A 19,476-nucleotide genomic window follows, 5' to 3' on the forward strand; every position below is an offset into this window, starting at 1 on the left:
TGAAAAGCTTTTGAGAAGGACTGTCGTGTATGCGCCACGTGTTGCGGTCCTCGCACAGCAGGCTGAAAGGCGGGTAGATCATGGCCTTTAACCATTACTACCAGAGTGAACTGACAGCATTGCGCCAGTTAGGGCGCCGTTTCGCCGACCGTAGTCCGGCGTTGGCGCCTTTTCTGGGGCAGGCCGGGCGGGATCCGGATGTAGAGCGTTTGCTTGAAGGGTTCGCGTTTCTTACTGGGCGTTTGCGTCAGAAGCTTGATGACGAGCTTCCGGAACTCAGTCACTCCTTGATGCACCTGCTGTGGCCGAACTACATGCGGCCGCTACCGGCCTTCAGCATTTTGCAGTTCGAGCCCATGGAGCGGCCCGGTCCGGCGTTTCGGGTCGAACGTCACACAGGGGTGAAAAGTCTTCCAGTCGACGGCGTGCAATGCCGCTTTCGCACGTGTTACCCAACCGATGTCCTGCCGCTGAAACTGAGTGCATTGAACTACTCGGTCAAGGGTGATGGAGCGCTGTTGGGCTTGCGCCTGGAGATGAGCAGCGAGGGGCATGTCGGCGAGTTGAACCTGAGGCAGCTGCGGCTGTTCCTGACCGGTGATGATCGTTACATCGCCCAGATGCTCTACCTGAGCCTGTTGCGCAACCTGGACCATATCGAACTGGTACCGCTGGACAGTGATGGTCAACCGCTGGTCAATGCCGCTGGCGAATTGAACCTTAAATTACCCGGTGACCGGGTGCAGCCCGTAGGGTTTGCCGAAGAAGAGGCACTGATTCCCTATCCGCTGAATACCTTTCGTGGCTATCGCTATTTGCAGGAGTATTTTGCATTCCAGGACAAGTTCCTGTTTGTTGACCTCGATGGTCTTGAGGTGCTGCAGACGCTACCGCAGGAGCTGTTGGCACAGACGCGAGGCCTGGAGTTGCGTTTCGATATTCGCAAGAGTGGTATCCAGCGTCTGCGACCGACTCTGGACAATGTGAAACTCTACTGTACGCCCATCGCCAACCTGTTTGGCCACGATGCATTGCCGATTCGTCTTGATGGCAAGGAGGACGAGTACCTGTTGTTGCCGGCCAGCTATGACCTTGAGCACTGCGGGGTGTTTTCGGTCGACCGTGTGGCGGGCTGGAGTACCGGAGGGGTCGGTTATCGGGACTATGTGCTGTTTGAGTCGTTCGAGCATGACGCCAGTTTCGACGTACCTCAGAGCCGCCCGCACTACAGTGTTCGGCAGCGGTCGTCGCTGCTGCATGAGGGGCTGGATACTTACCTGAGCTTTGCCATTCGTCAGGCTGAAGTGCAGGAAACACTGTCTATCGAGCTGACCTGTACCAACCAGAACCTGCCGCGTCGCCTCAAGTTGGGGGACATTTGCCTGACCTGTGAAGGGACCCCCGAGTTTCTCAACTTCCGCAATATCACACCAACGACTTCAAGTTTTGCGCCCCCGTTGAATCGCGATTTCCTCTGGAAGTTGATCAGCAACATGTCGCTCAACTACTTGTCACTCGCCAACGTCGATGCGCTCAAGGTGATTCTCGAAACCTACGATTTGCCGCGTTACTACGACCAGCATGCAGAAAAGGTCAGCAAGCGGTTGCTGGGAGGGCTCAAGTCGATTCGTCATCAGCCGGTGGACAGGTTACACCGTGGGCTGCCTCTGCGTGGCTTGCGTACTGAACTGACCATTGACCCGGAGGGTTACATCGGCGAGGGCGATCTCTTTGTTTTCGCCTCGGTGCTGAACGAGTTCTTTGCGCTTTACGCCAGTCTTAATTCGTACCACGAGTTACGAGTGAAAAGTACACAAGGAGAGGTGTACCAATGGATACCGCGAATGGGGTTACAGCCCCCGCTTTAACCGGATTGAGCCGGGTAATTCGAGAGTACTCGCTGTTCCAGGCTGTGTTGTTGGTGATCGACCGGCTGCGGGAGTATTACCCAGAACTGAGCGACGACGAGCTCTACGAACAGATGGAGTTTCAGGCCAATCCAAGCCTGGGTTTTCCCGGCAGTGACGTCGAACAGGTGGTGTTCTTTTACGAGCACGGAAAGCTGCGCGCGCGTTTACGGTTCAACCTGATCAGCCTCTTTGGTTCCGGTTCGCCGCTGCCTGCATTTTACGGTGAGCAGGCACTGGGTGATGGTGAAGAGGGTAACGCGACCCGCCACTTTCTTGACCTCTTTCATGATCGCCTGCAGCGCTTGATGTTGCCCATCTGGCGCAAGTACCGCTATCGGGCGAGTTTCAAGAGCGGTGCGCTTGATCCGTTTTCCGAGCAATTGTTCGCCCTGATCGGTCTGGGAGGCCGGGATATTCGCGAGGCTCGGGAGCTGAACTGGAAGCGCTTGCTGCCTTACCTCGGCCTGCTCAGCTTGCGGGCGCACTCTGCTGCATTGATCGAGTCGGTACTGCGTTACTACTTCAAGCATGCGCATCTGGTGATCGAGCAATGCATCGAGCGCCGGGTCGATATTCTCGACGAGCAGCGTAATGGCCTTGGCCGGTGCAATAGCCGGTTCGACGAAGACCTGGTTCTTGGCGAGTCGGTGCGCGACCACAGTGGCAAGTTTCGTATCCATATCCGTCAGCTCAACTGGACACGCTTCCACGAGTTCCTGCCGATCGGCGCCGGTTACCAGCCATTGTGCGCGTTGGTGAGGTTCACGCTGCGTGACCCATTGGATTACGACATCCGCCTGGTGCTGCGCCAGGAGGAAATCCGCGAACTGCGCATCGGTGAATCGAACGTCTGCCACCTGGGCTGGACCAGCTGGTTGGGGCCTGAACGCGCTGACGGCGTGGTCACCCTGGGCAGTAAAACTCATTAAGGACAGAGGCTCATGATTAACGTAGATCTGCAACAACTCATCCAGGCCCTGGACGCCGAAACCCGCCGAGACCTTGAACGCGCGGCTGAGTGTTGTGTCTCCCGTGGTGGTAGCAAGGTTCTGGTTGAAGACTTGCTATTGGGGTTGCTGGAGCGTCCGCACGGTTTGCTTGCGCGAGCGTTGAGAGACGCTGAAGTCGAAGCGGGTGAGCTGAGTGCAGTGTTACAGGTGCAGGCCGAGCACAGTGCTTCGCGTAATCCAGTGTTCGCTCCTGAACTGGTGCAATGGCTGCAGGACGCCTTGCTTGTGGCAAACCTGGATCTGGGGCAGAGCCAGGTCGAGCAGGCCGCCCTGATTCTCGCTTTGGTGCGTAACCCGCTACGTTATGCCGGTAGCCGCTACCAGCCTTTGCTGGCCAGGTTGAACGTTGAGCGGCTGAAGTCATTCGCCCTGTCGCAACAGGTCACCACTACCCATGAAAAATCCGGTGTTCAGGGGGAGTCGTTGTTGCAGCGTTTCACCCATAACCTGACGCAGCAGGCGCGTGACGGCACGCTTGACCCGGTCTTGTGTCGCGATACTGCGATTCGCCAGATGGTCGATATCCTCGCCAGGCGTCGCAAGAACAATCCAATCGTGGTCGGTGAGGCTGGCGTCGGCAAGACGGCCATCGTGGAGGGACTGGCTTCGCGCATTGTTGCCCAAGAGGTGCCAGCGGCGCTCCAGGGGGTTGAACTGCTGTCGCTTGATATGGGCCTGCTGCAAGCCGGTGCGAGTATCAAAGGCGAATTCGAACGCCGCCTCAAGGGGGTGATCGATGAGGTCAAGGCTTCGCCGAAACCGATCATTCTGTTCATCGATGAAGCCCACACGCTGATTGGTGCCGGTGGCAATACAGGAGGGGCGGACGCTGCCAATCTGCTCAAGCCTGCGTTGGCCAGGGGAGAGTTGCGCACCATTGCAGCGACTACCTGGGTCGAGTACAAAAAATACTTTGAAAAAGACCCCGCCCTGGCACGGCGATTTCAGCCGGTGCAATTGCATGAACCAACGGTCAGCGAGGCGGTGACCATTCTGCGTGGGCTGGCGCAGGTCTATGAGAAAAGCCACGGCATCTACCTGCGTGATGATGCCGTGGTGGCTGCCGCTGAATTGTCGGCACGTTACCTGGCCGGCCGACAGTTGCCGGACAAGGCCGTCGATGTACTCGATACCGCGTGTGCGAGGGTTCGGATCAGTTTGGCCGCAGCGCCAGAGCGCCTGGAACACTTGCGCGGCAAGCTGGCCGAAGGCAAGCGACAGTATCAGGCGTTGCGCCGCGATGCCGAAGCAGGGTTGCTTGTTGAGCAGTCGGCTCTGGACGCATTGCGGGTACATCTGGCAGAAGTGGACGAAGAACAGCAGGTATTGGCGGAGCGTTGGCATGAGCAGCGCAGCCTGGCCGAACGGCTTCTGGAGCTGCGCCAGCGATTGGCTGAGGCTCGCGAAATCGGTATGCACGAGCAAGCTCAGGACGCCGCCGCGGAGCAACACAGCATCGAGGCGCTGGAAACGCTACTTCATGATACCCACCAGGCGTTGTGTGAGGCTCAGGCTCAAGAACGCCTGGTCAGCTTTGAGGTGTGCCCTCGTTTGGTGGCGGAAGTGATCAGCGCCTGGACGGGCGTGCCGTTGGCACAACTGGCCTGGGAGCACAACGCCAAGGTCGCTCGTTTTGCCACTGACCTGCGAGCACGCATTCGTGGCCAGGAGCAGGCTGTACAGGCACTGGACCGTGCCATGCGTGCCACTGCCGCAGGGCTGAACAAACCCGATGCACCGGCAGGGGTGTTTTTGCTGGTGGGGCCCAGTGGTGTCGGCAAGACTGAGACTGCATTGGCGCTGGCCGACCTGTTGTACGGTGGCGAACGGTTCATAACCACCATCAACATGTCCGAGTTTCAGGAAAAACACACGGTTTCGCGCCTGATCGGAGCGCCGCCAGGTTACGTGGGGTATGGCGAGGGGGGCATGCTCACCGAAGCTGTGCGACAGAAGCCTTATTCGGTGGTGCTGCTCGATGAAGTCGAAAAGGCCGACCCTGATGTCTTGAATCTGTTCTATCAGATCTTCGACAAGGGCGTTGCCAATGATGGTGAGGGGCGCGAAATCGATTTTCGCAACACCCTGATTCTGATGACCTCGAACCTGGCCAGCGAGCGTATCAGTGCACTCTGTCTGCACGGCGAGCGGCCTACTGCCGAGGCGCTGGAAGACGCCATTCGGCCAACACTCAGTCAGCACTTCAAGCCGGCGTTGCTCGCGCGCATGCGTGTGGTGCCGTACTACCCGATGGACGCAACGGTGCTTCGTGAGCTGATTGAAATCAAGCTGCAGTACCTGGGCGAGCGTTTAACCAGGCGGCAATTGACGTTCAGCTACAGCCCTTGCCTGGTGGATCACCTGGCTGAGCGCTGTACCGAGAGTGATAGCGGTGCGCGCTTGATTGATCATCTGCTTGACCGGCACCTGTTGCCGCACGTGGCCGACCGTATGCTGGCGTCGATGGCCACAGGTAAACGTCTCTCACGGGTGCATGCGACGTTCGACAATAGCGCAGGCGTGGTGTGTGAGTTTGTCTGAGGGCGCGCAGATGTTTACGCGAGTAGCGCAACCCTTGATCTATGCCGAGGCGGTGCTGGCGCAGTTTGCCAGCTTGTCGCGTGTGACAGACGAAGGTGCGTTGTTGGCCGATTTCGTGCGGGCCACCGCTTCGCTCAGTGGTTGTGAGTTGAGCCAGTTGTACCTGCTTGATGCCACTCATACCACATTAGGGCTGAGTGCAGAGTGGCTGGACGGTGTACTCCAGCCTCGGGAAATGGCCACGTTGCCTGCAGACTACAACGGTGAGCAATTGTTGCAGTTTGCGCTGTGCCAAAACCGAGAGGTCAGTATCAGCGACCTGAGCGGTGGCATCCATGAAATCAGTTTTCTTCCACGGCACGCCAAGGCATGGCGCTCGTTGTTGTGTGTGCCGCTGAGCAATCGCCAGCAGGCCGTTGCAGGCGTTCTGCTGTGTGCCAGTTGCAGGCCTGTCGATCTGCAGGGCTTTGCCTGTTCCCTGAGCGTCCTTGGGCGCTTTGTGCTCGGCCAGTTGCATCTATTGCAACGGCGCCTGTGGTCCTCCAGTGATGTGCCACCGGCATCAGAGCCGGTGATCTGTTCGGGTGCTTATGGCCTGATCGGCAAGAGTGCCGGAATGCGCCAGACCTATCAGTTGATCAGCAAGGTGTTGCACACCCCATATACCGTATTGCTACAAGGCGAGACGGGTACCGGAAAAGATGTGGTGGCACGGGCAATTCATGATTATGGCCCGCGCCGATCAAAGGCCTTTGTCGCGCAGAATTGTGCGGCGCTTCCGGAGCAACTGCTGGAGAGTGAACTGTTCGGTTATCGCAAGGGCGCGTTTTCCGGTGCCAACAGTGACCGGGTAGGGCTGTTCGAGGCTGCTAATGGCGGCACCTTGCTGCTGGATGAAATTGGCGACATGCCGCTCACCCTTCAGGCCAAGTTGCTGCGCGTATTGCAGGAAGGCGAGATTCGTCCGTTGGGGGCCAATCAGACGCAACGGATCGACGTGCGGATCATTGCCGCGACCCACCGTGATCTATTGGCACGGGTTCGTGAAGGGGCGTTTCGTGAAGACCTCTATTACCGCCTGGCGCAGTTTCCAATCACGCTACCGGCCTTGCGCCAACGCGAAGGTGATTTGCGTGAGCTGGCTTTGCACTTCGCTGACAAGGCCTGCGCATTCCTGCAGCGTGAGCCACTGAAATGGTCGGATGCGGCATTTGAACGCCTTGGCGGATACAGCTTTCCGGGCAACGTCAGAGAGCTCAAGGGCCTGGTCGAACGGGCCGTATTGCTGTGCGACGGCGGTGAGCTGTGCAGCGAGCACTTCACCTTGACTACCGACACGTTGCCGCAGGCGCCTGCCCGTAGCCTGCGTGAATGCCTGGAGCAGGTTGAGCGCAAATTGTTGCTTGATTGCCTGCGCAAGCATGGCGGTAACCAAACCCTGGTGGCACGCGAACTCGGCCTGCCACGCCGCACCCTGTTGTATCGACTCGGACGCTTGAGCATCCCGCAGGGCGGTTTTGACGGTTAGCAGCACATGACCTTTTTACGCCTTTTTTCTTTCCGGTAGCCCTGAAAGGACAGGGGTTCTGCACGCTTTTTTCAAGGAGATTTTCTGATGTCTGTTCGTCACTGGCCACCGGTGTTGCTGGTCCTGATTGTTCTGGGCGGCTGCAGCGGTAACTACAAATTCAATGACAACGCGTATCGCCCGTTGGGTGACCCGCAGGCATTCAATCGCGGCAAGTGATCGCAAGGAGCCTCATCATGGAACTGATTTTCGATTGGCTGAATCCACCCCAGCCTGCCGCTGGAGTCTCTTGCAGTAGAACCTTTGGGGCGTTCGGCGGTGTGATCGGACGGGGTGTGAATTGTTACTGGCCCCTTTCGTGTGCTGCGTTGACGTTATCAAAGCAGCACGCGCTGATTACGTTCGACAACGGTAAGTTCATGCTGATCGATATCAGCACCAATGGCACGTTGGTCAAGGACACTGGCCAGCGCTTGCGCGCGGGCGAGTCGCTACCAATCGAGCATGGTTTTACGTATGTCGTGGGTGACGTCGAGCTCCGTGCAACCCTGGTGGGTGCTGATGTTGACGACCCCAGGCCGACTGAGCGTCCCCCGCAGGCAGACAATCACATTCCACAGGGGGCATTGTTCGGTTTCGATCTGTCTGGCTCCGACGATGACGACGACCAGATCTATGCAGAATTTCAACGGCTAGACGAGGGATCGGCCGTGTCTTATCCGGTGCATCCGGGTGCGGACTATGCCTCCATCACGCATGAGCATCTGCATGTACCGACGCTTCAGGCGCCGCAGGACATGGCCGCTCGTGAGGAGCTACCGCTCACTCCAGAGGTGCGTAGCGAAGGGTTCTGGACGCAGTTTGGCGTTGCTCTGGGCGTTGATGTCAACGCGCTCGATGACTCGGGCCGGGAGGCGCTGGCGCTCAAGGTTGCGGCGCTGTTCAAGCAGAGTATCGACGGTATCCAGCAGGGCTTGCATACGCGCAGTGCGTTGAAGCGAGAGCTGCGCCTGGCTGTGACCACGGAGGGGGCCAGCCGTAATCCGCTCAAGCACACCGCGGATGCCAGTGGCGCGTTGAGCCTCATGCTGTCACCGGGAACGCCTGGGCAACTGCCTGCTGACCAGGCGCTGGCGTTTGCGTTTCGCGAACTGCAAGCACATCAGGTGGCGTTGCTTGGGGCAACGCGAGCGGCATTGCGTGGCGCGCTTCAGCATTTTTCGCCCCAACAGCTGACCTTGTGTTTCGAGCGTGAGGGGCATCAGCCACTGTTTGCGACTGCGTTAAGTCGCTGGAAAGCTTTTGAGCGTTACCACCATGCGCTGTGTCGAGATGACGAGTGGAGTGAACGCTTGCTGGCGCGAGACTTCGCCCGTGCCTACGAAGAGCAGGCCCGCCTGATCACCACCCTCCATCACCCACACCAAGGATGATGCGCATGCCTCGCTTGACTTCATGCTTCAAGACGATTGCTGCGTTGACGGCACTGCTGCTGTTGGCGGGTTGTGCATCGCTCTCGCCGTATTCGAACCTGACCAAGCTGAACCTGAAACTGACCGCCAGCGATCAGCTCAACCCAGACCTCCACGGACGCCCGTCGCCGATCGTCGTACGCCTGATGGCGCTCAAACATCCGGTGGCGTTTGAGAACGCAGATTTTTTCAGCCTCTACGAGCGTGCCAAGGAAAGCCTGGCGGTGGACTTGTTGGCCAGTGAAGAGCTGGAGCTGCGCCCGGGGGAATCCATTGAGCTCAAGCTCAGTGTCGAACAGGGCAGTCGCTATGTCGGCGTGGTGGCGGCTTACCGCGACTTGTCGCAAGCCCGCTGGAGTTACGTGGTTCCTCTCGCGCCAGAGGCCTTGACCGAGGTTGAGCTGGTGCTTGCTCAGGCAGGTATTCGCTCCCGTAACGACCCATTAGCAAGCACGGATAACTGATCATGAACAGGGACAAAGTCATTTGGCAGGAAGGCATGTTGCTGCGCCCGCAGCACCTTCAGCACAACGACCGTTACTACGACTATCAAATGAGAAGCCGAACCCACCTGCTGGGCAGTTACATGTGGGGATTTTTGCGATTGGAGATCGACCAGCAGTTTCTCAAGATGGGGAAGCTGGCGATTAGCCAGGCGTCCGGCATCTTGCCGGATGGCAGTCTGTTTGAACTGGGGGGCGAGGGGCAGCCGTTGGTGCTCGATGTTCCACCCAGTACGGGTAATACGCCGGTCTACCTGGCATTGCCATTGATCACGGGTCATCACATCGAGGCGCGCCGGCCGGAACAATCCGATGTGCTGGCGCGTTACACCCACTACGAAACCGAGGTCGCAGACTCCAATGCCGGTGCTGATTCCAGCCGGGTGATCAGTTGCGCACGTCCGGATTTTCGCTTGTTGCTGGGTGAGCAACAGAGCGATCAGGCCTATGTGAAATTGAAAATATGCGAAGTGTTCGACACCTCGGCGGATGGAGCCATCACGCTTGCAGAGGACTTTGTTCCGACCTTCATCAATGCCCAGGCGTCTGGCTATTTGTTGTCCTGCCTGAAGGAAGTCATCAGCCTGTTGGCCCATCGAGGGGACGCCCTGGCGGAGCGGATCCGCTCTAACGGCAAGGTGGGCGGCGCCGAGGTGGGGGACTTCATGATGCTGCAGTTAATCAACCGAACCGAGTTGGTGTTGCGTCACTTTCTGGATATTGAGCAGGTGCATCCTGAGGTCTTGTACCGCACGCTACTGGCGATGCTCGGGGACCTTGCAACCTTCTCCAGTGAGCACAAACGCCCGCACCTGGACAGCCGCTATCAGCACAGTGACCAGGGCTCCAGCTTTCGCAGCGTGATGAATGCCATCCGTCAGGTGCTGTCGATGGTGCTTGAGCAGCATGCCATCGAACTTGAGCTGCAAGTGCGCCAATACGGTGTTCTGGTCTCCCCACTGAATGACCCTACGCTACTGGACTCGGCCTCGTTTGTGCTGGCTGCCAGTGCCCATTGTGACGGTGACGAACTGCGCCAGCGTTTGCCTGCACACCTCAAGGTCGGCGCCGTGGAGCAGATTCGACAATTGGTCAACCTGCACCTGCCGGGTATCAAGGTCAGGCCGTTGCCGGTGGCCCCACGGCAAATTCCGTTTCACGCCAACAAGAGCTATTTCATCCTGGAACTGAGTGTTGAAGAGCGTTCCCAGCTGGAGAGCTCGGGTGGTTTCGCCTTCCATGTGTCGGGTGAGTTTGCCGAACTTGAACTGGCTTTCTGGGCGATCAGGAATTGAACGGTATGTCTGAAGAAAAGCACCGTTATCAGGACTTGACCGTTCTTGCCAGTTCCCACAATGGCAGCCTGCCAGAGGGGGCACCATTGACCGACCAGGCAGGCGCGGTACGTGTCGAGGCGCTTGCTGATCGGCTGGTGTTCAGCGCCACTGCGCGCCCAACCCACAGTTTTACCCTGAGTATCAACACGTTGGTTGCTGCGGCCTCCGAGCTGCTGTCCGAGGTCATCAGGATCAAACAGAGCCGTGTTGGCGAAGAGCTCACATTACTTAACAAACGCCTGCAGAACCATGTCACTGCCTTTGAGCAGCGTGCGGGTCAGCTTGGGGTGGAAAGCCGTCAGGTCTCGATGGCCTCTTATGTGCTGTGCACGGTGGCCGACGAAGCAGTGGTCACGACGTCGTGGGGCGTTAATAGCGACTGGTCTCAGAAGAGCCTGCTGAGCACTTTCCATAACGAAACCTTCGGTGGCGAGAAGTTCTTCTGGCTGCTTGAACAGTCGTTGAAAGCGGCTGCCGGACATTTGCAGATGCTGGAGTTGATGTACCTCTGCCTGGCGCTCGGGTTTGAGGGCAAGTACCGAGTGGCCGACCGCGGCATGCAGGGGCTCGATGGCATTCGCGATGACCTGTACCAGCGTATCCGTCAGTTGCGAGGCGATGTACCGCGCGAACTGTCGCCGCAATGGAAAGGCTTGGGTACCCAGCGGCGAAATCTGGTGCGCATCGTACCGACCTGGATGGTCGCGATGTTCACCTTGGTCAGCCTTGGGGTGATGTACTCGGGATTTGCCTGGGTACTCGGCGAACAGCGTGAGCGCGCGCTGCAGCCTTATTTGCCGACGGACTCGGCAGCGGTTCAGCTTCAACCGCCATACAGAGACATGCCATGAAAACCTTTTTCGAGAACATACGTACCTGGTTGTCCAGGACCTGGGTCTGGTCGCTTTTGCTGGTGCTGTGCCTGGCGCTGCTGGTGTGGTTTGTCGGGCCACTGTTGGCGGTTGATGACTACAAACTCTGGGCACCTGCGACGTCCCGTCTGCTGAGCATCAGTGTGTTGTTTCTGTTGTGGGGGCTGGGGCTGGTCTTCAGCAATTGGCGCGCCAGCGTACGCAAGCAATTGGCCGAAACCCTCGAAGATTCCGAGGCACGTCGCAGCAGCCGCGAGGCGATGGATGCGCAGCGGCGTGAAGTGGTCCGCCGTTTCAAGCAGGCGTTGCGTACCTTGAAAGCGTCAAGCCTCTACCGTGGCCGTAGCGAACGATGGCGCAACGATTTGCCCTGGTACCTGCTCATCGGTCCCACGGCCAGCGGCAAGACCAGCCTGTTGGAGCTGTCGGGGCTTGAGTTTCCTCTCAACAGCGTTGACCGTAAGGCCAATGGCGATGTCTCCAGCACCCCGCACTGCGACTGGTACTTTGCCGATCACGGCATTCTGATTGATACCAGCGGGCGCTATCTGGAGCAATCCAAGGCTGCTGTCGATGGCGGTGCCTGGTCTACCTTGCTTGGCCTGCTACGTAACCGCCGGCGTAATCGTCCACTTAATGGCGTGGTCGTGACGGTGCCGGTGGGCGTATTGCTGAGCGTTGACAGAGATAACTTCACGACCGCCGTGCAACAGGTGCGTGGTCGACTTCATGAGATACATCAACGGCTGCAGGTCGACTTTCCGGTCTATCTGGTCCTGACCAAGGCTGATCTGCTACCCGGCTTCGACGCCTTTTTTAGTCAGTTGACCCACGAGGAAAGCCAGCAGGTGCTGGGGAGTACACTGCGCGCCGATCAGGACGGAAACGATGCAGGGGTACTGCGTGGGGAGTTTGAAGCGCTACTGCACCGGTTGAACAGCCAGGTGATTCAGCGAGTGCACCTGGAGCGTGATATCGAGCAGCGCGGGTTGATTCTCGACTTCCCCAATCAGTTGGGGGCACTGGGGGATGGGTTGTGCGAGTTCGTTCAGAAGGCCTTTGGCGGTAATCGCTATCAGCTTGCTATCCCCTTGCGCGGCTTTTACTTGACCAGCGCTGCAACCGCTCCGGCCCAGCCGAGTGCTCATGCAAACCAGCACGTGCCAGTCGATTCGACAGCTGCTGCCTCCATGGGGCGTTCATGGTTTATCCATCATTTGTTCAGCAAGGTCATTTTTCCCGAAGCCGATCTTGCAGGATTGGACTCGCGTGAGCGCCGTCGTATTCATTGGGGACAACGGGCGGTTTACCTCGCCGCGTTGGCGGTGCTGGTCGGGCTCGGGCTGCTGTGGAGCAATGGTTTTTCATCCAACCACGAGCGTTTTGAACACCTGCGTGAACTGGCCAGGCAATCGGCTGCACAGGATTCACAGGCGCTGGCTGCGAATGACCCGGCAACCTTGCTCAAGGCGCTTGACCTGCGCTTTGCGGCAACCGAGGTATTCCCTGAGGCTGCGCAGGTCTCACCCTTTGAACGTACTGGGTTGTATCAGGGCCGCGCCAGCAAACCACTGCTCGATGCTGCATATGAGCGTGAGCTGGAGGAACGGTTGCTGCCTTGGCTGGCAGCGCAACTTGAAGGGCAGATCCGTGGCAGCCTGAAGGACCGCACACGCTTGCTCAACAATCTGCGTGCCTACCTGATGCTGAACCTGTCGACGCGTCGCGATGCCGCGTGGCTCGAACAATGGCTGGCGTCGCAATGGTCTGTGCGTTATTCCGGCAACACGGCGCTTCAGCAAGGCCTCAATGCTCATTTGCGACGTTTGTTGGCGCGGCCATTCAGCTACCCGCTCAACGACACGCTGGTTGGTCAGGCGCGCCATGTGTTGCGTGGCGAGTCGCTGGCCAATGTGGTCTACCGCGTGTTGCGCGAGCAGGCTCGGAGCATGCCGGACTATCGCTTAAGCCAGCACCTGGGCTCACAGGGCGGTTTGTTTGTTGGCGCGGACCATGTCATACCGGGCTTCTACACCCAGCAGGGTTATCAGCAGTACTTTGCGCCTCAGGGCGTTAACCTGGTGACCGATATCCTGCGGGACAATTGGGTGTTGGGTGAGGGCAGTGATATCAGCGCCATGGACCTGCGGCGGCTGATGGTCGAGCTTGAGCAGCGCTACTTCCGTGACTATGCCAACTATTGGGGGGATGCGCTCGGCCGGGTGGCGTTACGGCCCTCGAACGATGCTGGCGAAGCCGCCGAGTTGCTGGCCGGGCTGATTTCGGCCAATTCGCCGGTGCTGCTACTGCTGCAAGAAGTCCGAGAAAACACCCGCTTTGCATTGGTTGCAGACACGCTGGGCAGCCTACCGACGCCTGCCGACCGTGTGGGCGACAAGGCGGGTGCGTTGGGCAAGCTGGCTGTCGCTGCAGCAGGCCAGGCCCAGGGCGCGTTGGCCAAGGCGTTGCCGGACACGGCGAAACAGGCGCTGCAGCGGCGCTTCGAACCTCTGCACCGGCTGCTTGATAGCAGCAATGGCCCGGCTGGCGACCTGACGCCAGCCTTGCAAGCCCTTAACGATGTGCAGTTGCAACTGGCCAGCCTGGTTCGCGCCAGTGCCCCTGAGCAAGCGGCATTCGACATGGCCAAGGCCCGCATGATTGGCCAGCGCGATGCCTTGAGCAGTTTGCGCAACGCGTCGGGGCGTTTGCCGCGCCCGGTCAGTGCCTGGTTCAGTGTACTGGCCGAGGACAGCTGGCGTCTGGTGCTTGACGATACCTACCGCTACTTGAATCAGCGCTACCAGAGCGAGCTGTACAGCTTCTACCGCAAGGCTGTCCACAAGCGTTATCCCTTTGACGCCCACAGTGCCAGTGATGTCGCGTTGGTGGACTTTCGCGAGTTCTTCAAAGCCCAGGGGATTGCCGAGCGCTTCTTCGAGACCTACATGCGGCCCTTCGTCAGTGGTGATCCGGGGCGCTATCGCCTACGCAGTATCGATGGCCAGAGCTTGCCTGCGTCCAATGCCTATCTGGACCAGATGGCTGCGCTTCAGGTCATTCGACAGAGCTTTTTTGCCCACAACCCGAACGAGCCCGAAGTTCAGTTCAAGCTTGAACCCTACACCCTTGATCCGTCGGTGAGCCGGGCCGAGTTCCGCTTTGGTCATCAGGTTGTCGAGTACCGCCATGGCCCCATCGTGCCAACGGCATTCAGTTGGCCAACCGATGCGCAGGATGGACGCAGCAGCCTGGTGCTCGAACGCGCGGTCGGACGGCCGATCGGCATCGAGAAGAATACGGGGCCTTGGTCATTGTTCCGCTTGTTTGACCTGATGCAGACCGAGTACCTCAGTGGCCGTGATGTGCTGGTACTCAAGGCCGACGTTGGCGGCCTGCGAGCCAATTACCTGTTGATGAGCCAACGTACGCCGAATCCATTTGATATGGGCGTGTTGCGCACCTTCCGTATGCCGGTGCAGCTCTGATGGTGTCTGAAAGGGCGTGTTGTAGCGCGGGGCACACCGAGGTTGGCAAGGTGCGTGAACACAACGAAGACGCCTTTCTCGATTGCCCCGCGCAGGGGCTCTGGGTTGTTGCCGACGGCATGGGCGGTTACGAGCGCGGCGCCATGGCCAGCCAACTGATCGTCACCAGCCTGGCCGATCTGCCGGTGACCCTGAGCCTTGATGAGCGGGTCAAGGCGGTACGCCAGTGTCTGCATTGGATTAACCGGCGCCTGAGCCAGGAACTGACGGTTACCGAGGGGCACTCTGAGCGCATCATGGGCAGCACCGTGGTTGCCCTGATGCTTGAGGGTAGCCGCGCGGCATGCATCTGGGCCGGCGACAGTCGCTGCTACCTGTGGCGAGAGCGGCGTCTGTACCAGTTGTCCAGAGACCATTCGCTGCAACAGCAACTGATTGAGCAGCAGCAGATGAGTGCCGAGCAGGCCAGCGCCCACCCGTCGGCGAATGCCCTGACTCAGGCCGTTGGTGCACGGGCGCAACTGACGCTGGATATGCTCGAGTTCACTGTCTATCCCGGTGATACCTTGCTGCTATGCAGTGATGGCCTCTATCAGGCGCTGGGGTGTGAAACGCTGGGCAGTGCCCTAAGCCGTTCTACACCGCATATGGCGTTGCAACGGTTGTTCGAGGCCGCGCTGTGTGGCAGTGCTCAGGACAACCTGACAGCCGTGGTGATCCGTCGATGAGCGAACCGGAGAGCGACGCCAGCCTGTACTCGGGCTTTGCCCCTGTCGGCCAGGTTCAATGCGCGCCTGCCAGCATCCGTGGCAAAGCGCTGCCTGATGTGGTTGCCGGGCGTTACCGCATCGAACGCCTGCTCGGTGTTGGAGGCATGGGGTGTGTCTACCGTGCGCGGGACTTGCTGCATGAACAGTTCGGCGATCCTGCGCCCCCTGTCGCGCTGAAGTTTCTCGCGGACAGCCTCGACGAGTCGCCGGATGGCGCAGCGCTGCTGTACAGCGAGTTCGCGCTTACCCGGCACCTGCACCATCTGAATGTCGTGCGCCTGTACACCTTTGAAGTCGACACCGATTGCCAGCGTGCCTTTATCAGCATGGAGCTGATGCAGGGCCTGACGCTGGACAGGCTGCTTTGCGAGCATCCGCTGGGGCTGCCGTGGCACATGTTGCGCAGTATTGCCTTGCCGCTGCTCGATGCCCTGGCTCATGCACACCAGCGCGGTGTCGTGCACGGTGATCTCAAGCCCAGCAATGTGATGCTCTGTGACGATGGTCCGCGGCTGTTCGACTTTGGCCTTGGGCACGCCGAGGAAGGGATGCCTGGCCTTGCACGCTTGAGTCGAACCCGTTTCAACGCCTGGACCCCAGGGTATGCCGCCGTTGAATTGCTGGAAGGGGCAGCGCCTTCGGCCCGCTCCGACCTGTTTGCGCTGGCCTGTGTGCTGTATGAGTTGGCCGGGGGCAAGCATCCCTATCGTCGTTTGCCAGCAACCCAGGCCTGCGCCGAGGGCCTGGAGCGAGCACTGCGTGCGCCGAACAATCTGCCCAGGCATTGCTGGTCGGCCCTGCGCACCGCGTTGGCGTTGGATGCCTCACGGCGAACCATCAGCGCTACTGACCTTCAGGCTGTATTGAGCCGTGTGCCGTTCTGGCGCCCGCGTTGGCAAGGGCAGTGGTGGTGATGCCACCGCAGACCGTGAGCTCACGCGGGAAACAGGCGGCATGCGGTGTGGCTGGAACGCACTTTCAGACGCGTCCTACATCCTTCTGGAAACGTCTCTGGTAGCGTTATTTCCTTCTTGAATTCGGGCCGTTTACGTACGCGCAAGCGCCCTGCTTATTGAACTTGCGAAAGGAACAACGGATGTTCGCTTGCGCCAATCAAACCGCGTTCAGCCTGACGTTCAACGACGTCGACCACGACTTTCAGGTGCTGGCGTTCAATGGCCAGGAAGCCATCAGCACACCCTATGCCTTCGAGGTGGAACTGGTCAGTGAGCGTGCCGATCTGGCGCTTGAGCACCTGCTGCACAGGCAGGCATTTCTGGCGTTCAATGATCAGGGCGCAGGCATTCACGGGCAGGTGTTTCGCATCGCACGGGGTGAGTCCGGCAAACGCCTGACCCACTACCACCTGACGCTGGTGCCGCAACTGGCCTACCTGGCGTTGCGTCGTAATCACCGGATCTTTCAGCAATGCACCCTGGAGCAGATCATCGCGCAGGTGCTCAAAGACCACGGCATTCTCAGCAACGGCTACCAGATGCACCTGGAGAAGACCGCCTCACCACGTGAATACTGTGTGCAGTATGGTGAGACCGATCTGTACTTCATTCAGCGGCTATGCCACGAGGAGGGCGTGAGCTACCGCTTTGCGCATGGCCCAGAGGGGCATGTCGTGGTGTTCAGCGACCATCAGACCTTCTTCCCCAAACTCGGCCGGCCCACGCCTTACCAGCAGGACAGCAGCATGGTGGCCGATGAGCCGGTGATCAATCGCTTCGAGGTCCGTCTGGAGGCGCGCACTCGCCGGACGGCACTGCGCGACTATGACTTTGAAAAATCCAGTTATGTGCTGCAGGCCGAGGCTGCGGCGGATGCGTTGTTTCCAGAGCCGGACCTGGAAGACTACAGCTACCCCGGCGGCTTCCTGACGGGCGAGCGTGGCAAGCCGCTCAGTCAGCGGACCATGGAGCGTCACCGCGCCGACTACCGTCAGGCCGAAGGCCACAGCGATCAACCTGCGCTGGTCAGCGGCTATCTGCTGGAACTCTCCGAGCACCCGCGCAAGGCGTGGAACGGCCTATGGCTGCTGACCTCAATTGAGCATGAAGGCAAGCAGCCCCAGGTATTGGAGGAATACGTTACCCACGACGACGGGGGCGAGTTCTCGCAAGGTTACCGTAACCACTTTACCGCCACGCCCTGTGATGTGTTTTACCGCCCGCCGAAGGCCTATCCGAAACCCCGTATACCGGGCAGCCAGACCGCCCGGGTGACCGGCCCGAAAGGCGAAGAGATCTATTGCGATGCCTATGGCCGGATCAAGGTGCAGTTCCACTGGGACCGTGAAGGCCAGAACAACGACCACAGCAGCTGCTGGCTGCGGGTGGCCTCAGGGTGGGCGGGTGACCATTTTGGCAGTGTCGTCATTCCCCGTGTGGGCATGGAAGTGCTGGTCACTTTCCTGGAGGGGGATCCGGACCGTCCGCTGGTCAGCAGTTGCCTACCGAACAGCATGAATCCCGTGCCTCATGAATTGCCGGCAAGCAATACCCGCAGCGTCTTTCGCAGCCGCAGTACGCCGGACGGTAGTGGTTTCAACGAACTGCATATCGAGGATCGCAAGGGCCAGGAACTGATCTACCTGCGCGCCCAGCGTGATATGGAACAGAAGATCGAGCACAACAGCCGGCTGGACATCGGTCATGAGCGCAAGACCACCGTGAAAGGCAACTGCATCACGGTCCTGGATGCTGAGCAGCATCACCGTGTCAGTGGCGACCGCAAGGTACATCTCAAGGCCAATGACTACCGGCAAGTGGCTAACAGTTGTCATACGCAGGTCGGGCAGGTGTTGGTGGTCGAGGCGGGGCAGGAGGTGCACCTGACGGCGGGGGGCTCTGTGGTGGTCGATGCAGGTGCCTGCCTGGCCCTGAGAGGCGGCGGTCAGCAGGTGTTGATCAGCGCTGGCGGCATCTTCAGCAGCACGGACATTCAGTTGGGCGGGGCGCCTGTTGCCGCTATGCCCGCCAGCCCGCAGTTGCCGGGTGTGGTCAGTGCCTTGTCGGCGCCTCAGGTACAGGCACAACGGCAGGCGCTGTCGGGCGCTCCAGCGCGCTGCGAGGTCTGTGAGCAGGCCCGAGCACGGGCGCAGCAAGCATGATTTCAGAGCGCCCGGCTGACTACCTGTTGATTGATGGCGTGCTCAGGCCAGAAGCCCTGGCCAGGCTGCAGGGTTATCACGAACCATTGGAGGTTGTACCGCTTTACGCCGGAACGCGCTGGGCCGAGTTGTCGGGCCTGGGGCCGATACTGGTGAGGGCCCCCGCGCATTCAACGCTCCTCCAGCACGCGAGCACTGCAGACAACGGCTGGGCCAACAGCGTCAGCCTGCTGTACAGCACCCAGCCGATGAAGGTGGTGGCAGAGCATCTGCGCCATTTCATCGCGCCGCCCGATACGTTGGGCGGCACTGGCCTGTTGCGTTTCGCCGACCCGTTGGTCGCGCACTTCTGGCTGGGCAGCTACCCCGCCGTGCATCTGGATGAGGTGCTGGGGCCACTCGATGCCTGGCAGGTGCCCGAACCCCATCATGCCTGGGTGGTGTGCGATGCCACTGGCTGGCGCACCTTTGTCCGTACAGCAGCGCCACCGACATGGGCGGATGACCACGCACGGCTCAGTCACGCGCAGCTTGAAGCACTGGGCAATGCCGGGCGCTGGCGGTTTATCGAACGGCTGTATGCACAGCTTGTCCAGTATTTTGCGCCATCGTTGACCGCGCGCGATCAACGCACCCTCGCGCAGTGGTTTGACGCCCGCCTGGATGACGGCGAGGCCTGGGGGCTGACGACAGAGCGGGGCCTGAGCACTTGGGTGCAGTACAGCCTGTGCTGGGGCGATGACTTTACGGAGCACCCCGACGGCCCTTATCGACGCTGGCTGGCGCACAGCCCTGAGGCGCTCAGGCTGCCTGCGGATCAACGCCTGGAACGGTTGGATGACCACTGCCTGGCAATCGAATTAGACAAGGATGCAACATGAATCAGGAAGCCAGTCCGGCAGAGCTTAGGCAGGCGCGTCTCAGGCA

General features: G+C 59.7%; 14 protein-coding genes. All 14 read left to right on the plus strand.

Annotated elements, in window-relative coordinates; all coding sequences use genetic code 11:
- Positions 1–80 precede the first annotated feature (80 nt).
- The 14 genes from tssF (at position 81) to EKA13_RS16045 (ending at position 19,430) form a co-directional block, all read left to right on the plus strand.
- Positions 81–1,868 (plus strand): type VI secretion system baseplate subunit TssF, encoded by a 1,788-nt coding sequence (tssF, locus tag EKA13_RS15980; RefSeq protein WP_065760327.1) that lies wholly within the window; start codon positions 81–83, stop codon positions 1,866–1,868.
- Entirely contained in the window at positions 1,832–2,839 is a 1,008-nt protein-coding gene (gene tssG / locus EKA13_RS15985) for a type VI secretion system baseplate subunit TssG (RefSeq protein WP_065760328.1), read from the plus strand. Before tssF ends, tssG begins: the two co-directional genes overlap by 37 nt.
- 12 nt (positions 2,840–2,851) lie before the next feature.
- A complete protein-coding gene (tssH, locus tag EKA13_RS15990) occupies positions 2,852–5,461 on the plus strand; it encodes a type VI secretion system ATPase TssH (RefSeq protein ID WP_065760329.1) in 2,610 nt (869 codons plus the stop codon).
- A gap of 10 nt (positions 5,462–5,471) precedes the next feature.
- Positions 5,472–6,989 carry a sigma-54 interaction domain-containing protein gene (locus EKA13_RS15995; RefSeq protein WP_065760340.1) on the plus strand — a complete coding sequence of 506 codons (1,518 nt, stop codon included), beginning with the start codon at positions 5,472–5,474 and terminating at the stop codon, positions 6,987–6,989.
- 87 nt (positions 6,990–7,076) lie between these two features.
- Positions 7,077–7,208 (plus strand): type VI secretion protein, encoded by a 132-nt coding sequence (locus tag EKA13_RS16000; protein WP_065760330.1) that lies wholly within the window; start codon positions 7,077–7,079, stop codon positions 7,206–7,208.
- 17 nt (positions 7,209–7,225) lie between these two features.
- Positions 7,226–8,422: a type VI secretion system-associated FHA domain protein TagH gene (gene tagH, locus EKA13_RS16005; RefSeq protein ID WP_065760331.1), complete on the plus strand. Its 1,197-nt coding sequence runs from the start codon at positions 7,226–7,228 to the stop codon at positions 8,420–8,422.
- A 5-nt stretch (positions 8,423–8,427) separates the two neighbouring features.
- Complete coding sequence (gene tssJ, locus EKA13_RS16010; RefSeq protein ID WP_065760332.1) at positions 8,428–8,925, plus strand: type VI secretion system lipoprotein TssJ; 498 nt, start codon at positions 8,428–8,430, stop codon at positions 8,923–8,925.
- 2 nt (positions 8,926–8,927) lie between these two features.
- A complete protein-coding gene (tssK, locus tag EKA13_RS16015; protein WP_065760333.1) occupies positions 8,928–10,259 on the plus strand; it encodes a type VI secretion system baseplate subunit TssK in 1,332 nt (443 codons plus the stop codon).
- Positions 10,260–10,264: 5 nt separating this feature from the next.
- Positions 10,265–11,152: a type IVB secretion system protein IcmH/DotU gene (icmH, locus tag EKA13_RS16020; protein ID WP_065760334.1), complete on the plus strand. Its 888-nt coding sequence runs from the start codon at positions 10,265–10,267 to the stop codon at positions 11,150–11,152.
- Positions 11,149–14,661 (plus strand): type VI secretion system membrane subunit TssM, encoded by a 3,513-nt coding sequence (tssM, locus tag EKA13_RS16025; protein ID WP_065760335.1) that lies wholly within the window; start codon positions 11,149–11,151, stop codon positions 14,659–14,661. The genes icmH and tssM overlap by 4 nt, the downstream gene beginning before the upstream one ends.
- Entirely contained in the window at positions 14,661–15,389 is a 729-nt protein-coding gene (locus tag EKA13_RS16030) for a PP2C family protein-serine/threonine phosphatase (protein WP_065760336.1), read from the plus strand. Before tssM ends, EKA13_RS16030 begins: the two co-directional genes overlap by 1 nt.
- Positions 15,386–16,345 (plus strand): serine/threonine-protein kinase, encoded by a 960-nt coding sequence (locus EKA13_RS16035; RefSeq protein ID WP_065760337.1) that lies wholly within the window; start codon positions 15,386–15,388, stop codon positions 16,343–16,345. Before EKA13_RS16030 ends, EKA13_RS16035 begins: the two co-directional genes overlap by 4 nt.
- 182 nt (positions 16,346–16,527) lie before the next feature.
- Positions 16,528–18,549 (plus strand): type VI secretion system Vgr family protein, encoded by a 2,022-nt coding sequence (locus tag EKA13_RS16040; RefSeq protein ID WP_065760338.1) that lies wholly within the window; start codon positions 16,528–16,530, stop codon positions 18,547–18,549.
- On the plus strand, positions 18,546–19,430 hold the full coding sequence (locus tag EKA13_RS16045; protein ID WP_065760339.1) for a DUF4123 domain-containing protein: 885 nt from the start codon (positions 18,546–18,548) through the stop codon (positions 19,428–19,430). Before EKA13_RS16040 ends, EKA13_RS16045 begins: the two co-directional genes overlap by 4 nt.
- Positions 19,431–19,476 lie beyond the last annotated feature (46 nt).

The sequence above is a fragment of the Pseudomonas defluvii genome (assembly GCF_001695625.1).
In the GTDB taxonomy this organism is placed as follows: Bacteria; Pseudomonadota; Gammaproteobacteria; order Pseudomonadales; family Pseudomonadaceae; genus Aquipseudomonas; species Aquipseudomonas defluvii.